This window comes from Mesorhizobium sp. 2RAF45, assembly GCF_052115225.1.
Lineage (GTDB): Bacteria > Pseudomonadota > Alphaproteobacteria > Rhizobiales > Rhizobiaceae > Mesorhizobium > Mesorhizobium jarvisii.
Map to the genome: position 1 here is coordinate 128,774 of NZ_JBFRGG010000012.1, position 15,237 is coordinate 144,010.

General features: G+C 63.7%; 14 protein-coding genes. 7 read left to right on the forward strand and 7 right to left on the reverse strand.

Annotated elements, in window-relative coordinates; genetic code table 11:
- Positions 1-19: 19 nt before the first annotated feature.
- Positions 20-1,552: a sensor histidine kinase gene (locus tag AB4Z43_RS25880; RefSeq protein WP_038650088.1), complete on the reverse strand. Its 1,533-nt coding sequence runs from the start codon at positions 1,550-1,552 to the stop codon at positions 20-22.
- Positions 1,553-1,706: 154 nt separating this feature from the next.
- On the opposite strand from AB4Z43_RS25880, the gene AB4Z43_RS25885 reads away from it, so the two are divergent.
- Entirely contained in the window at positions 1,707-1,880 is a 174-nt protein-coding gene (locus AB4Z43_RS25885; RefSeq protein ID WP_081295889.1) for a hypothetical protein, read from the forward strand.
- A gap of 29 nt (positions 1,881-1,909) precedes the next feature.
- Here AB4Z43_RS25885 and AB4Z43_RS25890 read toward each other — a convergent pair whose 3' ends face one another.
- Positions 1,910-2,830, reverse strand: coding sequence for a diacylglycerol/lipid kinase family protein (locus AB4Z43_RS25890; RefSeq protein WP_027047468.1), 921 nt, complete (start codon positions 2,828-2,830; stop codon positions 1,910-1,912).
- 286 nt (positions 2,831-3,116) lie between these two features.
- Here AB4Z43_RS25890 and AB4Z43_RS25895 point away from each other — a divergent pair, with 286 nt between their 5' ends.
- Complete coding sequence (locus AB4Z43_RS25895; protein WP_064981086.1) at positions 3,117-4,439, forward strand: PRC-barrel domain-containing protein; 1,323 nt, start codon at positions 3,117-3,119, stop codon at positions 4,437-4,439.
- A 71-nt stretch (positions 4,440-4,510) separates the two neighbouring features.
- On the opposite strand, the gene AB4Z43_RS25900 is transcribed toward AB4Z43_RS25895, so the two are convergent.
- On the reverse strand, positions 4,511-6,079 hold the full coding sequence (locus tag AB4Z43_RS25900) for an alkaline phosphatase family protein (RefSeq protein ID WP_441939458.1): 1,569 nt from the start codon (positions 6,077-6,079) through the stop codon (positions 4,511-4,513).
- A 226-nt stretch (positions 6,080-6,305) separates the two neighbouring features.
- Between AB4Z43_RS25900 and AB4Z43_RS25905 the strand changes: the two genes are divergently transcribed.
- The 4 genes from AB4Z43_RS25905 (at position 6,306) to AB4Z43_RS25920 (ending at position 9,492) form a co-directional block, all read left to right on the forward strand.
- Complete coding sequence (locus AB4Z43_RS25905) at positions 6,306-7,238, forward strand: VOC family protein (protein WP_038653450.1); 933 nt, start codon at positions 6,306-6,308, stop codon at positions 7,236-7,238.
- A 3-nt stretch (positions 7,239-7,241) separates the two neighbouring features.
- Positions 7,242-7,862, forward strand: coding sequence for an alpha/beta hydrolase (locus AB4Z43_RS25910; protein WP_038650081.1), 621 nt, complete (start codon positions 7,242-7,244; stop codon positions 7,860-7,862).
- A gap of 2 nt (positions 7,863-7,864) precedes the next feature.
- Positions 7,865-8,164: a GNAT family N-acetyltransferase gene (locus AB4Z43_RS25915; RefSeq protein WP_019861578.1), complete on the forward strand. Its 300-nt coding sequence runs from the start codon at positions 7,865-7,867 to the stop codon at positions 8,162-8,164.
- Positions 8,165-8,433: 269 nt separating this feature from the next.
- Entirely contained in the window at positions 8,434-9,492 is a 1,059-nt protein-coding gene (locus AB4Z43_RS25920; protein WP_019861577.1) for a dipeptidase, read from the forward strand.
- 10 nt (positions 9,493-9,502) lie between these two features.
- On the opposite strand, the gene AB4Z43_RS25925 is transcribed toward AB4Z43_RS25920, so the two are convergent.
- From AB4Z43_RS25925 to AB4Z43_RS25940, 4 genes are read right to left on the reverse strand one after another with little or no spacing between them, the layout of a single operon-like run.
- Positions 9,503-9,748 carry a hypothetical protein gene (locus AB4Z43_RS25925; RefSeq protein ID WP_019861576.1) on the reverse strand — a complete coding sequence of 82 codons (246 nt, stop codon included), beginning with the start codon at positions 9,746-9,748 and terminating at the stop codon, positions 9,503-9,505.
- A gap of 2 nt (positions 9,749-9,750) precedes the next feature.
- Positions 9,751-11,010 (reverse strand): aminomethyltransferase family protein, encoded by a 1,260-nt coding sequence (locus AB4Z43_RS25930; RefSeq protein ID WP_069090301.1) that lies wholly within the window; start codon positions 11,008-11,010, stop codon positions 9,751-9,753.
- Positions 11,011-11,013: 3 nt separating this feature from the next.
- Entirely contained in the window at positions 11,014-12,579 is a 1,566-nt protein-coding gene (locus tag AB4Z43_RS25935) for a phytoene desaturase family protein (RefSeq protein ID WP_441939461.1), read from the reverse strand.
- A complete protein-coding gene (locus AB4Z43_RS25940; protein WP_064981074.1) occupies positions 12,566-14,185 on the reverse strand; it encodes a phytoene desaturase family protein in 1,620 nt (539 codons plus the stop codon). The genes AB4Z43_RS25935 and AB4Z43_RS25940 overlap by 14 nt, the downstream gene beginning before the upstream one ends.
- A gap of 254 nt (positions 14,186-14,439) precedes the next feature.
- Here AB4Z43_RS25940 and AB4Z43_RS25945 point away from each other — a divergent pair, with 254 nt between their 5' ends.
- A complete protein-coding gene (locus tag AB4Z43_RS25945; protein WP_202361459.1) occupies positions 14,440-15,234 on the forward strand; it encodes a class I SAM-dependent methyltransferase in 795 nt (264 codons plus the stop codon).
- Positions 15,235-15,237: the final 3 nt, after the last annotated feature.

Consider the following 15,237-nt stretch of genomic DNA (forward strand, 5'->3'; position numbering starts at 1 on the left):
GCCTGGGATCAAAGATCCGTCACTTGGACAGATCTTCCAGCGGCATCGATATTTCGGCGAACACGCCTTCCGGCCGGAATTCATGGGTCACTTCGCTTGAAATGACCTTGGCCAGGCTGCGGCGGATGAGGATCGAGCCGAAGCCGTGGCGCTCCGGCGGGGCGACTGCAGGGCCGCCGCTTTCGCGCCAAGTCAGCACCAGGCGGCGGTTGCCCTTCCTGCCTTGTGTCTTCCAGCCGAGATCGACCTTGCCCGATGCAATCGACAGCGATCCATGTTGCAGCGCGTTGTTGGCCAGTTCGTGCAGGATAAGCCCGAGCCCGACGGCCTGGTCCGGCGACAGCAAGAGATCGGCGCCGGAGACCGTGATACGCGGCTGGTCGGCGGTGTCGAACGGCCTGATCTCGATCTGGACGAGTTCGCGGATGCCGATGCCGCGCCACTCGCGGTCGGACAAAAGGTTGTGGGCGATGCCCAGCGCCTGAAGCCGGGCGCCGAAGGCATCGAGGAATTCGCTGGGCTGGCGGGCATGACGCACGGTCTGCGTCGCCAGCGCCTGGACGGTCGCCAGCGTGTTCTTGACGCGATGGTTAAGCTCGCGCAGCAGAAGCCGCTGCCGCTCCTCGCCGAGCTTGCGTTCGGAGATGTCGTAGTTGACGCCGAAGATCAGCGTCGGCTTGCCATCGCCGTCGCGCTCGATGACGCGGCCGCGCGTGGCCACCCAGCGCGGCGGATGAAAGCCCTTCACCCGGTATTCGCCGAAATAGTCGTCGCTGCCGGACAGGGCATCGCGAAAGCGGGTTTCGGTCTGGTAGACATCGCGCGGGTCGATGGCGGTCAGGATGTCGCGCGCTCGCAGCCGGGTGGAGCGCGGCAGGTTGAACAGTTCCGATAGCCGGACATCGCATTCGATCATGTCGGTGCGGATGTCCCATGCCCAGCTGGCGAGCGAAGCCGCGTCGAGCGCGATGGCGCGCCGCTTTTCCTCGCGCGCCAGGGCCGCTTCGGCAATGGCGCCGCTGCGGGTGGCGTCCTTCAAGGTGAACAGGCTGGCGGCGAGGCCGGCCAGCGTCTTCAACTGGTCGAGCTTGGCCCCGGAAGGATAGGCGTGCGGTTTGCGGTCGAGCACGCACAGCGTGCCGATCCTGGCGCCTGCCACCACCATCGGCGCGCCGGCATAAAAGCGCACATGATGTTTGCCGGTGACCAGCGGGTTGGTTCTGAAGCGCGGGTCCGTCGTTGCGTCCGTCACCACCATGGGCTCGTCGCCGGCGGCGATGGCATGGGCGCAGAAAGAGATGCCGGTCGCGGTTTCGGTCTCGTCGAGGCCAAAGCACGACTTGAACCATTGCCGCTCGATGTCGACGAGTGTGACAAGGGCGGTGGGCGCCTGCATCACGGCCGCGGCAAGGCTGGTGATGCGGTCGAAATCCGGGTCAGCCGCCGTATCGAGCATCTCCAGCCCGTGCAGCACGGCCAGCCGGTCTTCGGCATTGACCGCCAGCGCCACCTCGGCCGGCAGGCTCGCTCGTATTTCTACCTTGTTATCCACCCCAAACCCCAAATGCCCATGCCGGTCTTCGCCGTCCTGCCGACGCACCGGCCCGTGACAAGCTTGCCTCCCGGAACCATCCTAGCGAGGAACCGTTACCCGACCGTGATTTGCCGAGTGCGCCGACGGGCGCAAAACGAAACAGGGACCGGCCATGACCAAGATCATTCCCGAGGACAAAGCGCGGCAGGGGCGGTGGGGCTGGCATGGCCTGCGCATCTTGATCGCCGGGCTGCTTCTGGCCTTTGCGGCCTGGGGCATCGCCGAAATCTATGGTGAGGTGGTCAAGACACCGGCGACGCAGCAAGGAAGCGCGCCGGGCGGCTAGATTTTCGGCCGTCATGGTTGGAGATTGCATCAGGCGGCCTTTGCCTCGGCGATGCTGGCCGGCACCAGGACATTCAGCGCGCCGGGCTGGATTTCGATCGTCGTCTCACGCTCGAGCCTGACCAGTTCGCCATCCATGACGGCGCGGAACTTTCTGCTGCCGGAATGGATTTTCAGGACGGTGCGGTCAGCCTGGTGAATCTCGACATGTTCGTTGTCGCGCCATTTGCCGCGCGCCACGTTGAATAGGAATTTCATCAGTTCGGCGCGCTGTTGCGCCACCGTGACGTAGATGCCGAGCACGCCGCCCGAAGGATTGTCCGCATAGGGCAGATGGCCTTCACCGAACAGATTGTTGGTGACGCCGATGCCTGAGATGCGCGCCGTCATCTCGGCCTTGCCGATAGCGAGCGTGACGTTCATCGCCGGCGGGTTCTTGATTGTCGCCCATGCCGCCTTGGCCGAAGCGCCGATCTTGCCCAGGCGCGAGCCGAATTCCATTCCCTGACGCAGTTGCACCATCTTCGCATGCATGCCGATCGAGAATTGATGAACGAAGGGACGGCCATTGGCGGTGGCCATGTCGACGGCGATGATCTCACCGTCGGCGAAGGATTTCAGCGCGGCATCGAGCGACTGCGGAATGCCGAGGCCACGCGCGAACAAGTTCATGGTGCCGGCCGGCAAGATGGCAAGCGCCTTTTTCTTGCCCATCAGTCTCGCGGCCGCCGCTGAAATGGTTCCGTCACCGCCACCCGCCAGCACGACATCGACGGCGCGGCGCGAGGCGGCGCTGTCGAGGCTCTCCACGACGTCCTTGCCGGCAACCACTTCGATACTCAGCGAATGGCCTGCCGTTTCCAGCGTCTGGCGCATCCTGTCGGAGAAGGCGGCGAGGTCGGTGGTGCGCAAGGTGCCGCCATCCCGGTTCAGCACCGCTGCAAATTTCATGCCCCGCTCCGTTATGTCAGTCCTAAACGGGCCGGGACGAACCCAGCCGCAGGCTGAAACGTGGCGATGCAGGAAAGGTTCCGTTCGAAACGGCGCAATTCAGCGCGTGTTCATCAGCGCCCGCGCAACTGTTGCGTGTTTTTCCTGTGCGAAATCCACGCCAGTTTTGTCGGAACAACGGCATGGTCACGACGTTGTGAACCCGTGGAGATGCCACGCCCGATCTTCCCAGCGACGGTTCAATCGGGCGCGGCGTGCATGAAATCACGCACCAGGAGAGACTACCATGATACGCACCCTTTTAGCCACGACCGCACTCGCAACGTTGATCGCGACGGGCGCGCTCGCGCAAAGCGGCACGACCCCTGCTCCAGCCAACCCACCTGCCGTTCAGGAGCCGGCCGCGGCCGCTCCGGTGCCGCGCGCTGAAGGCAGCATCGTCACCAACATCATCGGCGAATCCGTCTATAACGGTACCGGCGATGATGCCGAGAACATCGGCAAGGTCACTGATGTCGTCTTCGACAAGGACGGCATGGCCAAATCCGTCGTCATCGGCGTCGGAGGCTTTCTGGGCGTCGGGGCGAAGAATGTCGCCTTCGACTACGACAAGCTGCAATGGGCCGAAAAGAACGGCGACCGTTGGCTGGTGGCCCAGACAAGCAAGGACGAACTGACGGCGCATCCGGAGTTCGACAGCAAGCCCTACGGGCCTGCGCCGGCTCCTGCCACTTCCACCGACGCGGCAGCACCGAAAGCGCCTGCGACGACGGATACCGCACAGGCTCCTGCAGCCGCTCCGGCCGAGCCGATGAAGCGCGCCGACGGCAACCTCGCCACCAACATCATTGGTGAGACTGTCTACAACGGCACCGGCGACGACGCGCAGAACATCGGCAGCGTAAACGACATCGTGCTGTCCAAGGATGGCAAGGCCGAATCGCTGGTGATCGGCGTCGGCGGCTTCCTCGGCCTCGGCGCCAAGAACGTCACCTATGATTTCAACAAGGCCCAGTGGGCGGAGAAGAACGGCGACCGCTGGCTGGTGGCGCAGACCACCAAGGAAGAGCTGCAGGCGCAGCCGGATTTCAACCGCAAGGCCTATGATCCGGTGCCGGCAACCACGGCATCCAATGAGCCGGCGGCAACAGCTCCAGCCGCGACCACGGCTCCTGCCGCCGCGACTGCGGACAAGACGGCCGAAGCACCGGCGGCTACAGCCCCTGATGCCACCGCTCCTGACCAGACACAGACCGCAGCCATCGACAAGTCGACGCTGACCGAGATGCCGATTGGCGAAATCAGAGGTGAAGATCTGAAGGGCGCGACGGTCTATGGCGCCAATGACGCCAAGGTCGGCGAGATCGGCGATGTTGTGCTGACGCCCGATAAGAAGACGGATGCGGTGATCGTCAATGTCGGCGGCTTCCTCGGCATCGGTGAGAAGGAGGTTGCGGTCGGCCTGGATAATCTGAAGTTCATGACCGACAAGAACGGCAAGAAGTATCTCTACACCACCTTCACCAAGGAACAGCTCGAGGCGCAGCCTGCCTATGATAAGGGCAGCTATGCCGAGAAGCGTGACCAGCAGCGCCTGATTGTGAAGTAGGGCAGTAGGGCAGTAGGGCAGTAGGGCAGTAGGGCAGTAGGGCAGTAGGGCAGTAGGGCAGTAGGCAAGCCCTATTCCCTACTGCCTATTCCCTTGCTCACATGTCCTACCACGCCATTCTCCGTCAGCTCCGCCAGCGCCAGCGACTGGTCGAGATGTTCGGCCCGCCAGGCGAGAAGCCGTTCGGCGAATTGCAGGCGGGTGGACAGATGCGCAGGGCTGCCGGCGAGGTTGGTCAGTTCGCCAGGGTCTGCCTCGACGTTGAAAAGCAGAGGTGGCAAGCCGCCGCCAAAATGCACGTATTTGAATTTTTTGGTGCGGATGACCGCCAGGTTGCATTGGCGCGAGGCAATGCCGAAATGCGCTTCGGCGTCGCCGTCCGCGATCGAGCGGAAATCGAACTCCCAATGCGCGGAGTCACGCCAGGTGGCAGGGCTTCCGCCGCTCAGGAATGGTTTCAGCGAGCATCCGTCGAGATGCTGTTCGGGGGGCTCGCCAAGCAGGTCTATAAGCGTGGGCAAGATGTCTACCGCTTCGGTGAAGCGATCGACCGTGCTGCCGGCCGCCTTGCGATGCCGCGGGTCGCGAATGATAAGCGGGATGTGGTAGCTGCCGTCGAAGTAGCCGCCCTTGCCCAGCGTGAAATGGTCACCCATCATCTCGGCGTGGTCCGAGGTCAGCACAATGATGGTGTCGTCCCACGCGCCTGAAAGCTTGAGCGCCTGCCATATCAGGCCAAGCTGAGTATCGACCTCCGAGATCATGCCGTAATAGATCGCCCGGATACGGCGGAAATCATCCTCGCTCCAGTCGTGCACCTTGCCAGCGGCGCCGGGGCGGAAATTCGCGCGATACCGCCGGCTGAGATCATAAGCGAGATAGGGATGGCCCTGCGCTTCGGCCCGCCAGCTTTCCGCCCGGTGAAAGGCCGGGCCGTCGGCCGGATCGTATAGCGTGTTGTAGGGCTCCGGCACGATGAAGGGCGGGTGCGGACTGATGAAGGACAGATGCGCGAACCAGGGCGTGGCCTGTTCCTGCTCGCCGAGCCAGCGGATGAACTCACCGGCAAGGAAGGCCGTCGGCGTATGGTCCTTCGAATAGATTGGCGGCGCCTCGGTCACGGTGTCATCGTCTTCCTCGCCTGCAGGACGATGGATGTCAGGAGATCCGGCACTGGCATCAATACCCTGCTGCTTCAGCCAAGAGAGCCACTGCTTCTGATGCTCGGGCAGCAGCTGGCGTACCGTGAATCCCGGCAGCACGCCTTCATAGCTTCTCAGCCTTGGATCACCTGAGCTCAGCAGGCGCGGGTCGAGCGACACGTCGGTGTAGCCGAACAGCGTCGGATCGTAGCCGATGCTGCGCGCGTGCTGCGCGATGTTGCCATGACGGGCGTCCAGCGGTGAGCCGTTGCGGCAGACGCGGTTGTTCATCTGGTAGAGGCCGGTGTAAAGGCAGGCACGCGCCGGCGAGCAAGGGGCCGCGCCGCCATAGTGCTGCTTGAACAGCACGCCCTCGGCGGCCAGCGCGTCGGCATTCGGCGTCCTCACCACGGGATGGCCGGCGGCCGACAGGCAATCACCGCGCCATTGGTCGCAAGTGATCAGGAGAACGTTCGGGCGCCTGGCTTTTCCTGTCACTCGCGATACCTTTCGCTGCATGGTCGAATGCCATTCATGGAACCGATTTCCGGGAAGGGCGCAAGACCGCCCGTGTTAGCCGTTTGGTGAACAAGGCTCTTTCGACTGTTCACTTTTACAGCACAGTCCATTCTGTGTTTGCCGCCTTTGCCGCAAGCGGTGGTGTCCTCATATTGGCGTGGACAGCGGCGAGGGCCGCACAAACAACAAGGGAAGGAGCAAGACAATGCTCGACCAGATCAAGGGCCTGCATCACGTCACCTCGATGGCGAGGGATGCCCGGCAGAACAATGATTTCTTCACCCACAAGCTCGGCCTGCGCCGCGTCAAGAAGACGGTCAATTTCGACGCGCCCGACGTCTACCATCTTTATTATGGCGACGAGGTTGGCACGCCCGGTTCGGTTATGACCTATTTTCCGTTTCCCAACATCGGCAAGGGCCGTCCCGGCGTCGGCGAAGTCGGCACCACGGTCTACTCCGTCCCGGAAGGCACGCTCGCCTATTGGGAAAAACGCTTCGCCGACCAAGGCGTGAACGGTGTTTCCCGCGAGGAGAGTTTTGGTGAGAAGCGGCTCAGATTTGCCGGCCCCGATGGCGACGGTTTCGCGCTTGTCGAGGACAAGGCCGACAGCAGGGCGCCGTGGAACAAAGGCGGCATTGCGACCGATGAGGCGATCCGCGGCTTCCACTCGGTTTCGCTCAGGCTGAAGGATGGCGGCGCCACCGAGGAGCTGTTGAAATTCATGGGCTACGAGGAAGTCGACAAATCAGGCAATGTCAGACGGCTTGCCGTGAAGAACGGCAACGGCGCCGATGTCGTCGACATCGAATCGCTGCCGACCGCGGCCTTCGCCGACCTTGGCGCCGGCTCGGTGCATCACGTCGCCTTCGCCGTCGAGAACCGCGCCAAGCAGCTCGAAGTGCGCAAGGCGTTGATGGATACGGGCTACGGGGTGACGCCGGTGATCGACCGAGATTATTTCTGGGCGATCTATTTCCGCACGCCGGGCGGCGTTCTGTTCGAAGTCGCCACCAACGAGCCGGGCTTCGACAGGGATGAGGACACCGCACATCTGGGCGAAGCGCTGAAGCTGCCGACGCAGCACCAGCATTTGCGGCCCTATCTCGAACAGCATCTGCAGAAGCTGGAAGGCTGAGCCATGAGCAAGGACGCTTACATCCATAAGGTGCTGCCCGGTTCGCCGGGCGGCCCCATGCTTTTCGTCTTTCACGGCACCGGCGGTGACGAGAGCCAGCTTCTGTCGCCGGGGCGCGATCTCGTGCCCCAGGCCACCATCATCTCGCCGCGCGGCGATGTGTCCGAATATGGCGCGGCGCGCTTCTTTCGCCGCACCGGCGAAGGCGTCTACGACATGGACGACCTGGCGCGGGCAACCGACAAGATGGCCGCCTTCGTCAAGGCGCATGTCGAGGCTGCGAGGCCCTCGATAGTGCTTGGCCTCGGCTATTCCAACGGCGCCAACATATTGGCGTCCGTGGTGTTCGCCGAGCCCGAGCTGTTCGACGCCACGGTGCTGATGCATCCGCTGATCCCGTTCGAACCGCAGGTCCAGGGCAGCCTCGCCGGCCGTCACATGCTGCTGACCGCCGGCAAGCGCGATCCGATCTGCCCGCCGAACCTGACGACGCGGCTCGAGGCCTATTTGCGTGCCGACGGTGCCGATGTCACAGTGGAATGGCACGAAGGCGGGCACGAGGTGCGGCCAAATGAAATCGAAGCGGCCCGGCGGCTCTTTGCCGGTGTCGCTCAAGGAGTTTAGACATGCCCGACCAACTGCCTGAAATCGAACTGGAAGACCACGGCTCCAAGGGGCGCTATGTGCTGCGTGGTCCTGGAGGCGCCGAGGCCGAGATGACCTTCACCAAGATCGGTGAACACCAGATCATCATCGACCACACCGAGGTGCCGGACGCGTTTCGCGGCCAGGGTGCCGGGCTTAGGCTCGTCACCCGCGCCGTTGAGGATGCGCGCGCGGCGGGCAAGAAGATCATCCCGCTTTGCCCGTTCGCCAACGCCCAGTTCCGCCGCCACGCGGAATGGGCCGACGTGCTGAAGCACTAGAGCGTTTCACCGTTTCATGGAAACGGCGAACCACTCTAACTCTTTGTTTTGACGCAATTCCCTAGGGAAAGCGCTACGCGCTTTTCCCGGGAAAACCGCTCACACTTTTCCTGGAATTGCTCTAGGAAGCGCAGGCACGTCATCGATAGGCCGCGAGGGGATAAAATGGCAGTCCCCGCTGCCGGTTGGCTTTGTCATTTGCCGCGACCAGATATCTTGCCTAGATATGATGTCTCGCCGTGCCGACAAACGAACTGAATGATCCCCCGATGACCGAAACCGACCTCGTCCCCGTCTTCGACGGCCACAACGATACGCTGCTCAGGCTGTATCAATCGAAGGACAGGGACGTCGAAAAACTGTTCGTTGAAGGCAAGTCGGGCGGCCATATCGACCTGCCGCGCGCTAAGGCTGGCGGCTTCGCCGGCGGCATGTTCGCGATCTTTCCGCCGCCGGTCGAAAAAGCCAGGCGCAGCGCCGTACCCCTGGCGCCGAGCGACAGCGAGCCGCTGCCGCCGGAGGTGCCGCGCGCCGATGCGCTCAACTCGACGATCGCGATGGCCTCGATCCTGTTTCGGCTGGAACGGGCCGGGGCGCTGGCCGTCTGCCGCACTGCTGGCGATGTGCGCAACGCCATGGCCAAAGGCACGATCGCCGCGGTGTTCCACATCGAGGGCGTCGAGGCGATCGATCCGGAACTGACCATGCTCGACGTGTTGCACGCCGCCGGCCTGCGCTCGCTCGGCATCGTCTGGAGCCGGCCGAATGCCTTTGGCCACGGCGTGCCGTTCCGCTTTCCGTCCTCGCCAGATACCGGCCCGGGGCTGACCGACGCCGGCAAGGCGCTGGTCAAGGCCTGCAACGAACTGAAGATCATGATCGATCTTTCGCATCTCAACGAGCAGGGTTTTCGCGATGTCGCCGGTCTCAGCGACGCGCCGCTGGTCGCCACCCACTCCAACGTGCATGCGCTCTGCACCCATTCGCGCAATCTCACCGACTGGCAGCTCGGCGCCATACGCGAGTCCGGCGGCATGGTCGGGCTGAACTTCGCCACCGGCTTCCTGCGCGAGGACGGCCGCATGAATGCCGACACCAGCCTCGACATCATGGTGCGTCATGTCGATTCCCTGCTGCAGGCGCTGGGCGAGGACGGCGTCGGCCTCGGCTCCGATTTCGACGGGGCGATGATCCCGGCCGTCATCGGCGACGTCGCCGGCCTGCCGAAGCTGATCGATGCCTTGGCGGCGCGTGGTTTTGGCCGTGCCCTGATCGAGAAGATTGCTTACCGCAACTGGCTGAGCATGCTCGAAAGAACCATTGGGTAGCGCGCAGGCGCTACTCGAAGCCGATCCTTTTGAGCCAATCCTTGCCGACGCCTCGGTCGCTGATGATCGGCAGCGGGTTCTCCGAATCGAGCCGCGCGCAGATGCGGTAGACCTCGAGCGTCTCGGCGCTCATCTCGCCGCGCTTGTAGAAGAACATGGCGGCGGCATAGCGTGTGCGGCCGGACCATTTTTCGCCGAGCGGCGTGTTGACCAGCTCCCACTGCTCGGCCGCCTCCAGCTCTGCTTCGTCGGCCATAATCAGAAATCCGCCGGCGGATTGGCGGTGCGGCGGTCGAGCTTGATGAAGGGCCGCGCCACCACCTTGGCCCGTTTCATCAGCTTCTGATATTGCAGCTCTCGCATGGCGTAGATCTCGACCCAGAGGTCTTCGACGACAGTATCACCATAGGGCCGCGCCAGCGAGGCGATGGCGATGTTGCGCTTGGCCATCGGCGACCACATGGCGGCGCTGACCAGGCCAACCTCCTGGCTCTTCTTGTGATAGACGATGGCGTGTTCGGCCGGGATGTTGCCCTCGATCTCCAGCCCGACCAGCACATGGCGCAGCTTGCGTTTGGCGCGCGCCTCGAAGATGGCGCGGCGGCCGTTGAAATGGTCTTTCTGCGGATCGATCATGAAACCGAGACCGATCTCGTCGGGCCTGCGCAAGCGATCGGCGCGGATGGCGTGCTCTGCGGTGGTGAAGTCGGCATTGGCAACGATCAGCCCGGCCTCGAGCCGCGCGCGGTTGAGCGCGGTGTAGCCGATGGCCCTGATACCGCGCAGCTCGCCCGCGGTCATCAGCCGGTCCCAAAGGCTCAGCGCTTTGTCGGCCGAAACGAACAGTTCGTAGCCGAGATCGCCTGTGAAGCCGGTGCGCGAGATGGTGACGGTTGTATCGTCGTGCGGGAAATCCATGAGGTCGAAAACCTTGAGTTTTTCGACTCCGGCGAAACCGGCGTCGCGGAGCACGGCGAAGGAGGTCGGCCCTTGCAGAGCGAGTCCGGCAACAGCTTCGGTTTCTTCGTCGACGGTGACGTCGAAACCAATGGCGCTGTCGAGCAGCCAGGGCAGATGCCGCTCCTGCGAGCACAGCCGGAAACGCGCCGGCGACAGGCGAAACAGCGTGCCGTCGTCGAGGACAAAGCCCTCGTCGTCACACCATGCCGTGTAATGGACACGGCCGGGCCTGAGCCTGGTGACGTCGCGCAAGGTGACACGGTCGAGGAAGGCTTCGGCATCCGGCCCTTCGATCCGGTATTTGGTCATCGGCGAGATGTCGAACAAAGCCGCCTGGCTGCGGATGGCAAAGTATTCGAGTTCCTCGTCCCACAGCGAATGCGGCGCGCGATAGCCGGCCCAATTGTACCAGTCCTGGGTTTTGGCCAGTGCGTCGAGGCGCGGCTGGAACGGTGTGCCGAGGCGCAGCGTGCGGAAATGAGATTGCGCATCGATGCGGGCCGAGACAGCCGCATCTTCTGTCTTTGCAACGGGCCTCTTCCTGGTTGCCTGGGCCATGACCTATCCCTTCATCGCAATGATGCGTCGCGCGGCGTTGAGGCCTGGGGCGCCGGAGACGCCGCCACCGGGATGCGAGCCGGCGCCGGCCAGGAACAGCCCTTCGAGCGGCGTGTCGTAGCCCGACCAGCCGGAGACGGGCCGCGAGATCAGCATCTGGTCGGCCTGCAGCTCGCCGTGGTGCCAATGGCCGCCGGGCATGCGGTAGCGCGCCTCGATATCGGCCGGTGTCAAAAGCTCGGCGTGAACAACGCTCTCGCCGATGCCAGGCGCGTAAGCCTCGAGCTGCGCCATGATGGCCTCGAGGAATTTCGGCTTGCCCGCAGCCCAGCCCTCCTTCAACGCATAGGGCGCGTATTGCACCACCGCTGAGAGCACACAGGCGCCATCAGGCGCGAGCGATGGATCGGCGAGGCTGGGCAGCGTGATTTCCATCACCGGTTCGGGCGAGAATTCGCCATACTTGCTTGGGTTGAAAGCGCGCTCGACATGGTCGGGCGAGGGCGCAATCACAAGCCGCCCGTTGTGAGCGGCGGCATCGGCGCCGGTGAATTGCGGCGGCCGGTCGAGCGCCAGGTGAAGTTTGGCGGCATCGCCCTTCATGCGGATGTTTTTCATCTTGCGCACGAAACCGGTGTCGATCTCGTGAGGTCCGACAAGGTCGAGGAAAGTGGTTGCCGGACTGATCGCCGAGACAATGGTCCTGGCGCGCAGTTCCTCGCCAGTGTCGAGCGCGACGCCGACGGCATGGCCCTTCTCGACGGTGATTTTTGCCACCGCAACCGATGTGCGGATGGTGACGCCAGCCTTCTCCGCCGCGGACCGAATGGCGGCGACGACGGCGCCCGTACCGCCTTGCGGCAGGACCTGCGCACCGGCCGCTCCACCGGTCTCGCCGGCCAGGCGATAGTAGAGGCCGAGCAACGAGGCCGGCGAGCGCGGGCCGAGATGGCTGCCGAGCGTCGCGTCGAAGGCGAGCAGGCCTTTCAGCCTGTCATCTTCGAGCTGCTCGTCGAGCAGGTCGGCGACGTTCATCAAGAGCACGCGCAGGAAGTCGCGCATGTCTTCCTTGCCGAGTTTTTTCAGCGCCAGGGCGGTCTGGCCGAGCCCTGCGGTCTCCAGCAACGACATGGCGGCGAGATCGGGCGGACGGCGCGACAGGAAGGGCTTCAGTATGCCGGCATAGCGCAGCAATTGCGCGCGCAAGTCTTTCCAGGCCGACTGTTCGGAGGAACTGGTGCCCGTCAGCACCTCACCATAGGCGCCATGCAGCATCAGCGCCGGGCCGTCCTTCGACAGTGCCACCGACGGCAGGAAGTCGGCGCGGGCGAATTGCAGCCCATGCCTCTCCAGGTCCAGCGTCTTCACCACATCGGGATGCAACCGGTTCAGCAGATGAGCGACCGACGAGACGCGAAAGCCCGGGGCAAATTCCTCGGTGCGCGCGGCGCCGCCGACTTCGCTTCCAGCCTCCAGCACCAGCACCTTGCGGCCGGCTTTGGCCAGCGTGGCTGCGGCGACGAGGCCGTTGTGGCCGCCGCCAATGACGATTGCATCAAATGACGTCATGGGCTGGGCTCATATGCGAGGTGGATTTGGCGAGATCGCGCAGGATTTCGGCGGCTGAATTGCGGCCGGGCGCGCCCATGACACCGCCGCCCGGGTGGGTCGAGGAGCCGCACATATAGAGGCCGCCGACCGGCGAGCGGTACTGCGCGTAGCCTGGCACCGGGCGGTTGAACAGAAGCTGGTCGAAGGTCAGTTCGCCCTGGAAAATATTGCCTTCGGTCAAGCCGACCTCCGCTTCGATTTCGCGCGGCGTGCGCACCTCCATATGGACGATGCGGTCACGGAAGCCGGGCGAGTACTCGGCGATCTGTGCAATCACGCTCTCGGCGAAACCGTCGCGATCGGCATCGGTCCAGTCGCGGCCGTTCACCTTGGGCGGCGCGTATTGCACGAAGCAGCTCATGAAGTGCTTGCCTGATGGAGCCATGGTCGGGTCGAGCGTCGTCGGGATGACCATGTCGAGGAAGGGGTCCGCCGACCAGCGCCCGGCCTTCCAGTCGTCATAGGCGCGCTCCATGCGCTCCATCGAATCTGTGAAATGCATGTCGCCGCGATAGACCGGTGAATCCTTCGGCAAAGCGGGGAATTCCGGCAGGGAATCCAGCGCGATGTTGACCTTGCCGGAGGAGCCGCGGATCTTGAAGTTCTTCACCCGGCGCAGGAAAATATCGGGCAGTTCCTTCTCCTCGACGAGCTTCAGGAAGGTGCGCTTCACGTCGGCATTGGAGACGACGAGCTTGCCGTAGATTTCCTCGCCGCCGGCCAGCACCACGCCCTTGGCCTTGCCGCGGCTTACCAGCACATGGTCGACCTCGGCGCCGGTGCGGATGGTGCCGCCCGAGGCCTTGAACGACGCGGCGAGCGCCTTGGTGACGGCACCCATGCCGCCGCGCGCATAGCCCCAGGCACCGACCGAGCCGTCGACCTCGCCCATATAGTGGTGCAAGAGCACATAGGCCGTGCCGGGCGACATCGGGCCGAGCGCGGTGCCGATGATGCCGGACAGAGCGAAGTTCGCCTTGATGACATCGGTCTCGAAATACTCGTCGAGGAAGTCCGAGATCGACATCGTCCAGAAGCGCAGCGTCAGCGCCATCTCTTCGGCCGACAGGCCGGCGAATTTCTTGCCGAGATAAAGAAGCTCGCCAAGGTCGCGCGGCTTGAGGCTGGTCGGGTCGGGCGCGGTGCGCATCAAAAGCGGCTGGATGAAGCGGCACTGCCGCGTCACGTCGCGGGCGTAGCGGTCATAGGCTTCGGCATCGCGCCTGGAGAAGCGGGCGAATTCGCGCCGATGCACATCATGGTCGCGGTAGTTGGCGAGATAGTCTCCGTCGCGGGTGAACACCGCGCCGCCTTCATAGGAAATGACCTGCAGGCCGAAGCGCGGCAGTTCGAGGTCGCGCATGATCTCGGGGCGAAACAGCGAGCAGACATAGGAGCAGTTGGAATAGAGGAAGCCCGGCGTCAGCTCGCGGCTGGTGGCCGCACCCCCGACCCAGTCGTTCTTCTCCACCACCAGCACGTCGAGCCCGGCGCGCTGCAGGTAGCAGGCATTGACCAGGCCATTGTGTCCGCCGCCGATGACGATCGCGTCCCAAGCTTTCATTGTGGCCCAGTCTCTTTGTTTCCAAGCAATTCCCAAGCGAAAACCGCCCACATTGTTCCTGGAATTGCTCTGTGCGACCCGCTGTTCATTTTTGCGTGATCTGTTCCCGAATGCGCGGAATTTGGCACGGTATCGGGCATTCTGTCCAGTCATTCTGAATGAATGTTCAACAAATGATATTGCGTTTTCCCCGGCATGCGCTAGGCTTTGGCGGTGTTCGAAACGGGCATTCATCGATTGGGGATCGAGGGCTGATGATCGCAACGGCAGATGCCGAGTATGACGATACCACCATCCGCTTCCTCGAGGCGCTGTGGGGCGATGGCTACCTGTCGCCGGGCGGCCCTGAAGAGGTCGACCGGGTCGTCGAAGGGCTTTCGTTCGAGGGCAAGACGGTGCTCGACATTGGCTGCGGCTCCGGTGGCATCACGCTGCATCTGGTCGAGCGCCATGGCGCCGCCCACGCCACCGGCTTCGATGTTGAACAGCCGGTGATCGAGGCGGCCAGGCGGCGAGCCGCCGCGCACGGGCTCTCGGACCGCGCCAGCTTCGTCCAGGCGCCACCCGGAGCGCTGCCTTTCGCCGATCGCTCCTTCGATGTCGTCTTTTCCAAGGACGCACTGCTGCATGTGCCTGACAAGGACGGCCTGTTCGCCGAGATCTTCCGCGTGCTGAAACCGGGCGGCGTCTTTGCCGCCTCCAACTGGATGATCGGGCATGACGGCGAACCTTCACCCCAGATGAAGGCCTATATCGCGGCGGAAGGGCTGTCCTTCGCCATGGCCTCGCCGGCGCGCTATGCGCAAGCGATGCGGCGCGCCGGCTTTGCCGATGTCACCGTCACGGACCGTAACCCCTGGTACCGCGAGGTGGCGCGCGGCGAGCTGGAAAGGCTGAAAGGACCGCTCTATGCGCCGGTTGCCGCCGTGGTCGGCGCTGCCTATGTCGACAAGAACATCCGAACCTGGGAGGCCATGCAGAAGGTGCTTGACAGTGGCGAGCACCGTCCCACTCATCTGCGCGGTTGGAAGCCGGATGCGATTGGATAGCCG

Bases quoted from the DNA above. Each gene is read 5' to 3' on its own strand.
- AB4Z43_RS25885 (WP_081295889.1), top strand. From the start codon at position 1,707: ATGACCAAGATCATTCCCGAGGACAAAGCGCGGCAGGGGCGGTGGGGC.
- AB4Z43_RS25890 (WP_027047468.1), bottom strand. From the start codon at position 2,830: ATGAAATTTGCAGCGGTGCTGAACCGGGATGGCGGCACCTTGCGCACC.
- AB4Z43_RS25895 (WP_064981086.1), top strand. From the start codon at position 3,117: ATGATACGCACCCTTTTAGCCACGACCGCACTCGCAACGTTGATCGCG.
- AB4Z43_RS25905 (WP_038653450.1), top strand. From the start codon at position 6,306: ATGCTCGACCAGATCAAGGGCCTGCATCACGTCACCTCGATGGCGAGG.
- AB4Z43_RS25910 (WP_038650081.1), top strand. From the start codon at position 7,242: ATGAGCAAGGACGCTTACATCCATAAGGTGCTGCCCGGTTCGCCGGGC.
- AB4Z43_RS25915 (WP_019861578.1), top strand. From the start codon at position 7,865: ATGCCCGACCAACTGCCTGAAATCGAACTGGAAGACCACGGCTCCAAG.
- AB4Z43_RS25920 (WP_019861577.1), top strand. From the start codon at position 8,434: ATGACCGAAACCGACCTCGTCCCCGTCTTCGACGGCCACAACGATACG.
- AB4Z43_RS25925 (WP_019861576.1), bottom strand. From the start codon at position 9,748: ATGGCCGACGAAGCAGAGCTGGAGGCGGCCGAGCAGTGGGAGCTGGTC.
- AB4Z43_RS25930 (WP_069090301.1), bottom strand. From the start codon at position 11,010: ATGGCCCAGGCAACCAGGAAGAGGCCCGTTGCAAAGACAGAAGATGCG.
- AB4Z43_RS25935 (WP_441939461.1), bottom strand. From the start codon at position 12,579: ATGACGTCATTTGATGCAATCGTCATTGGCGGCGGCCACAACGGCCTC.
- AB4Z43_RS25940 (WP_064981074.1), bottom strand. From the start codon at position 14,185: ATGAAAGCTTGGGACGCGATCGTCATCGGCGGCGGACACAATGGCCTG.
- AB4Z43_RS25945 (WP_202361459.1), top strand. From the start codon at position 14,440: ATGATCGCAACGGCAGATGCCGAGTATGACGATACCACCATCCGCTTC.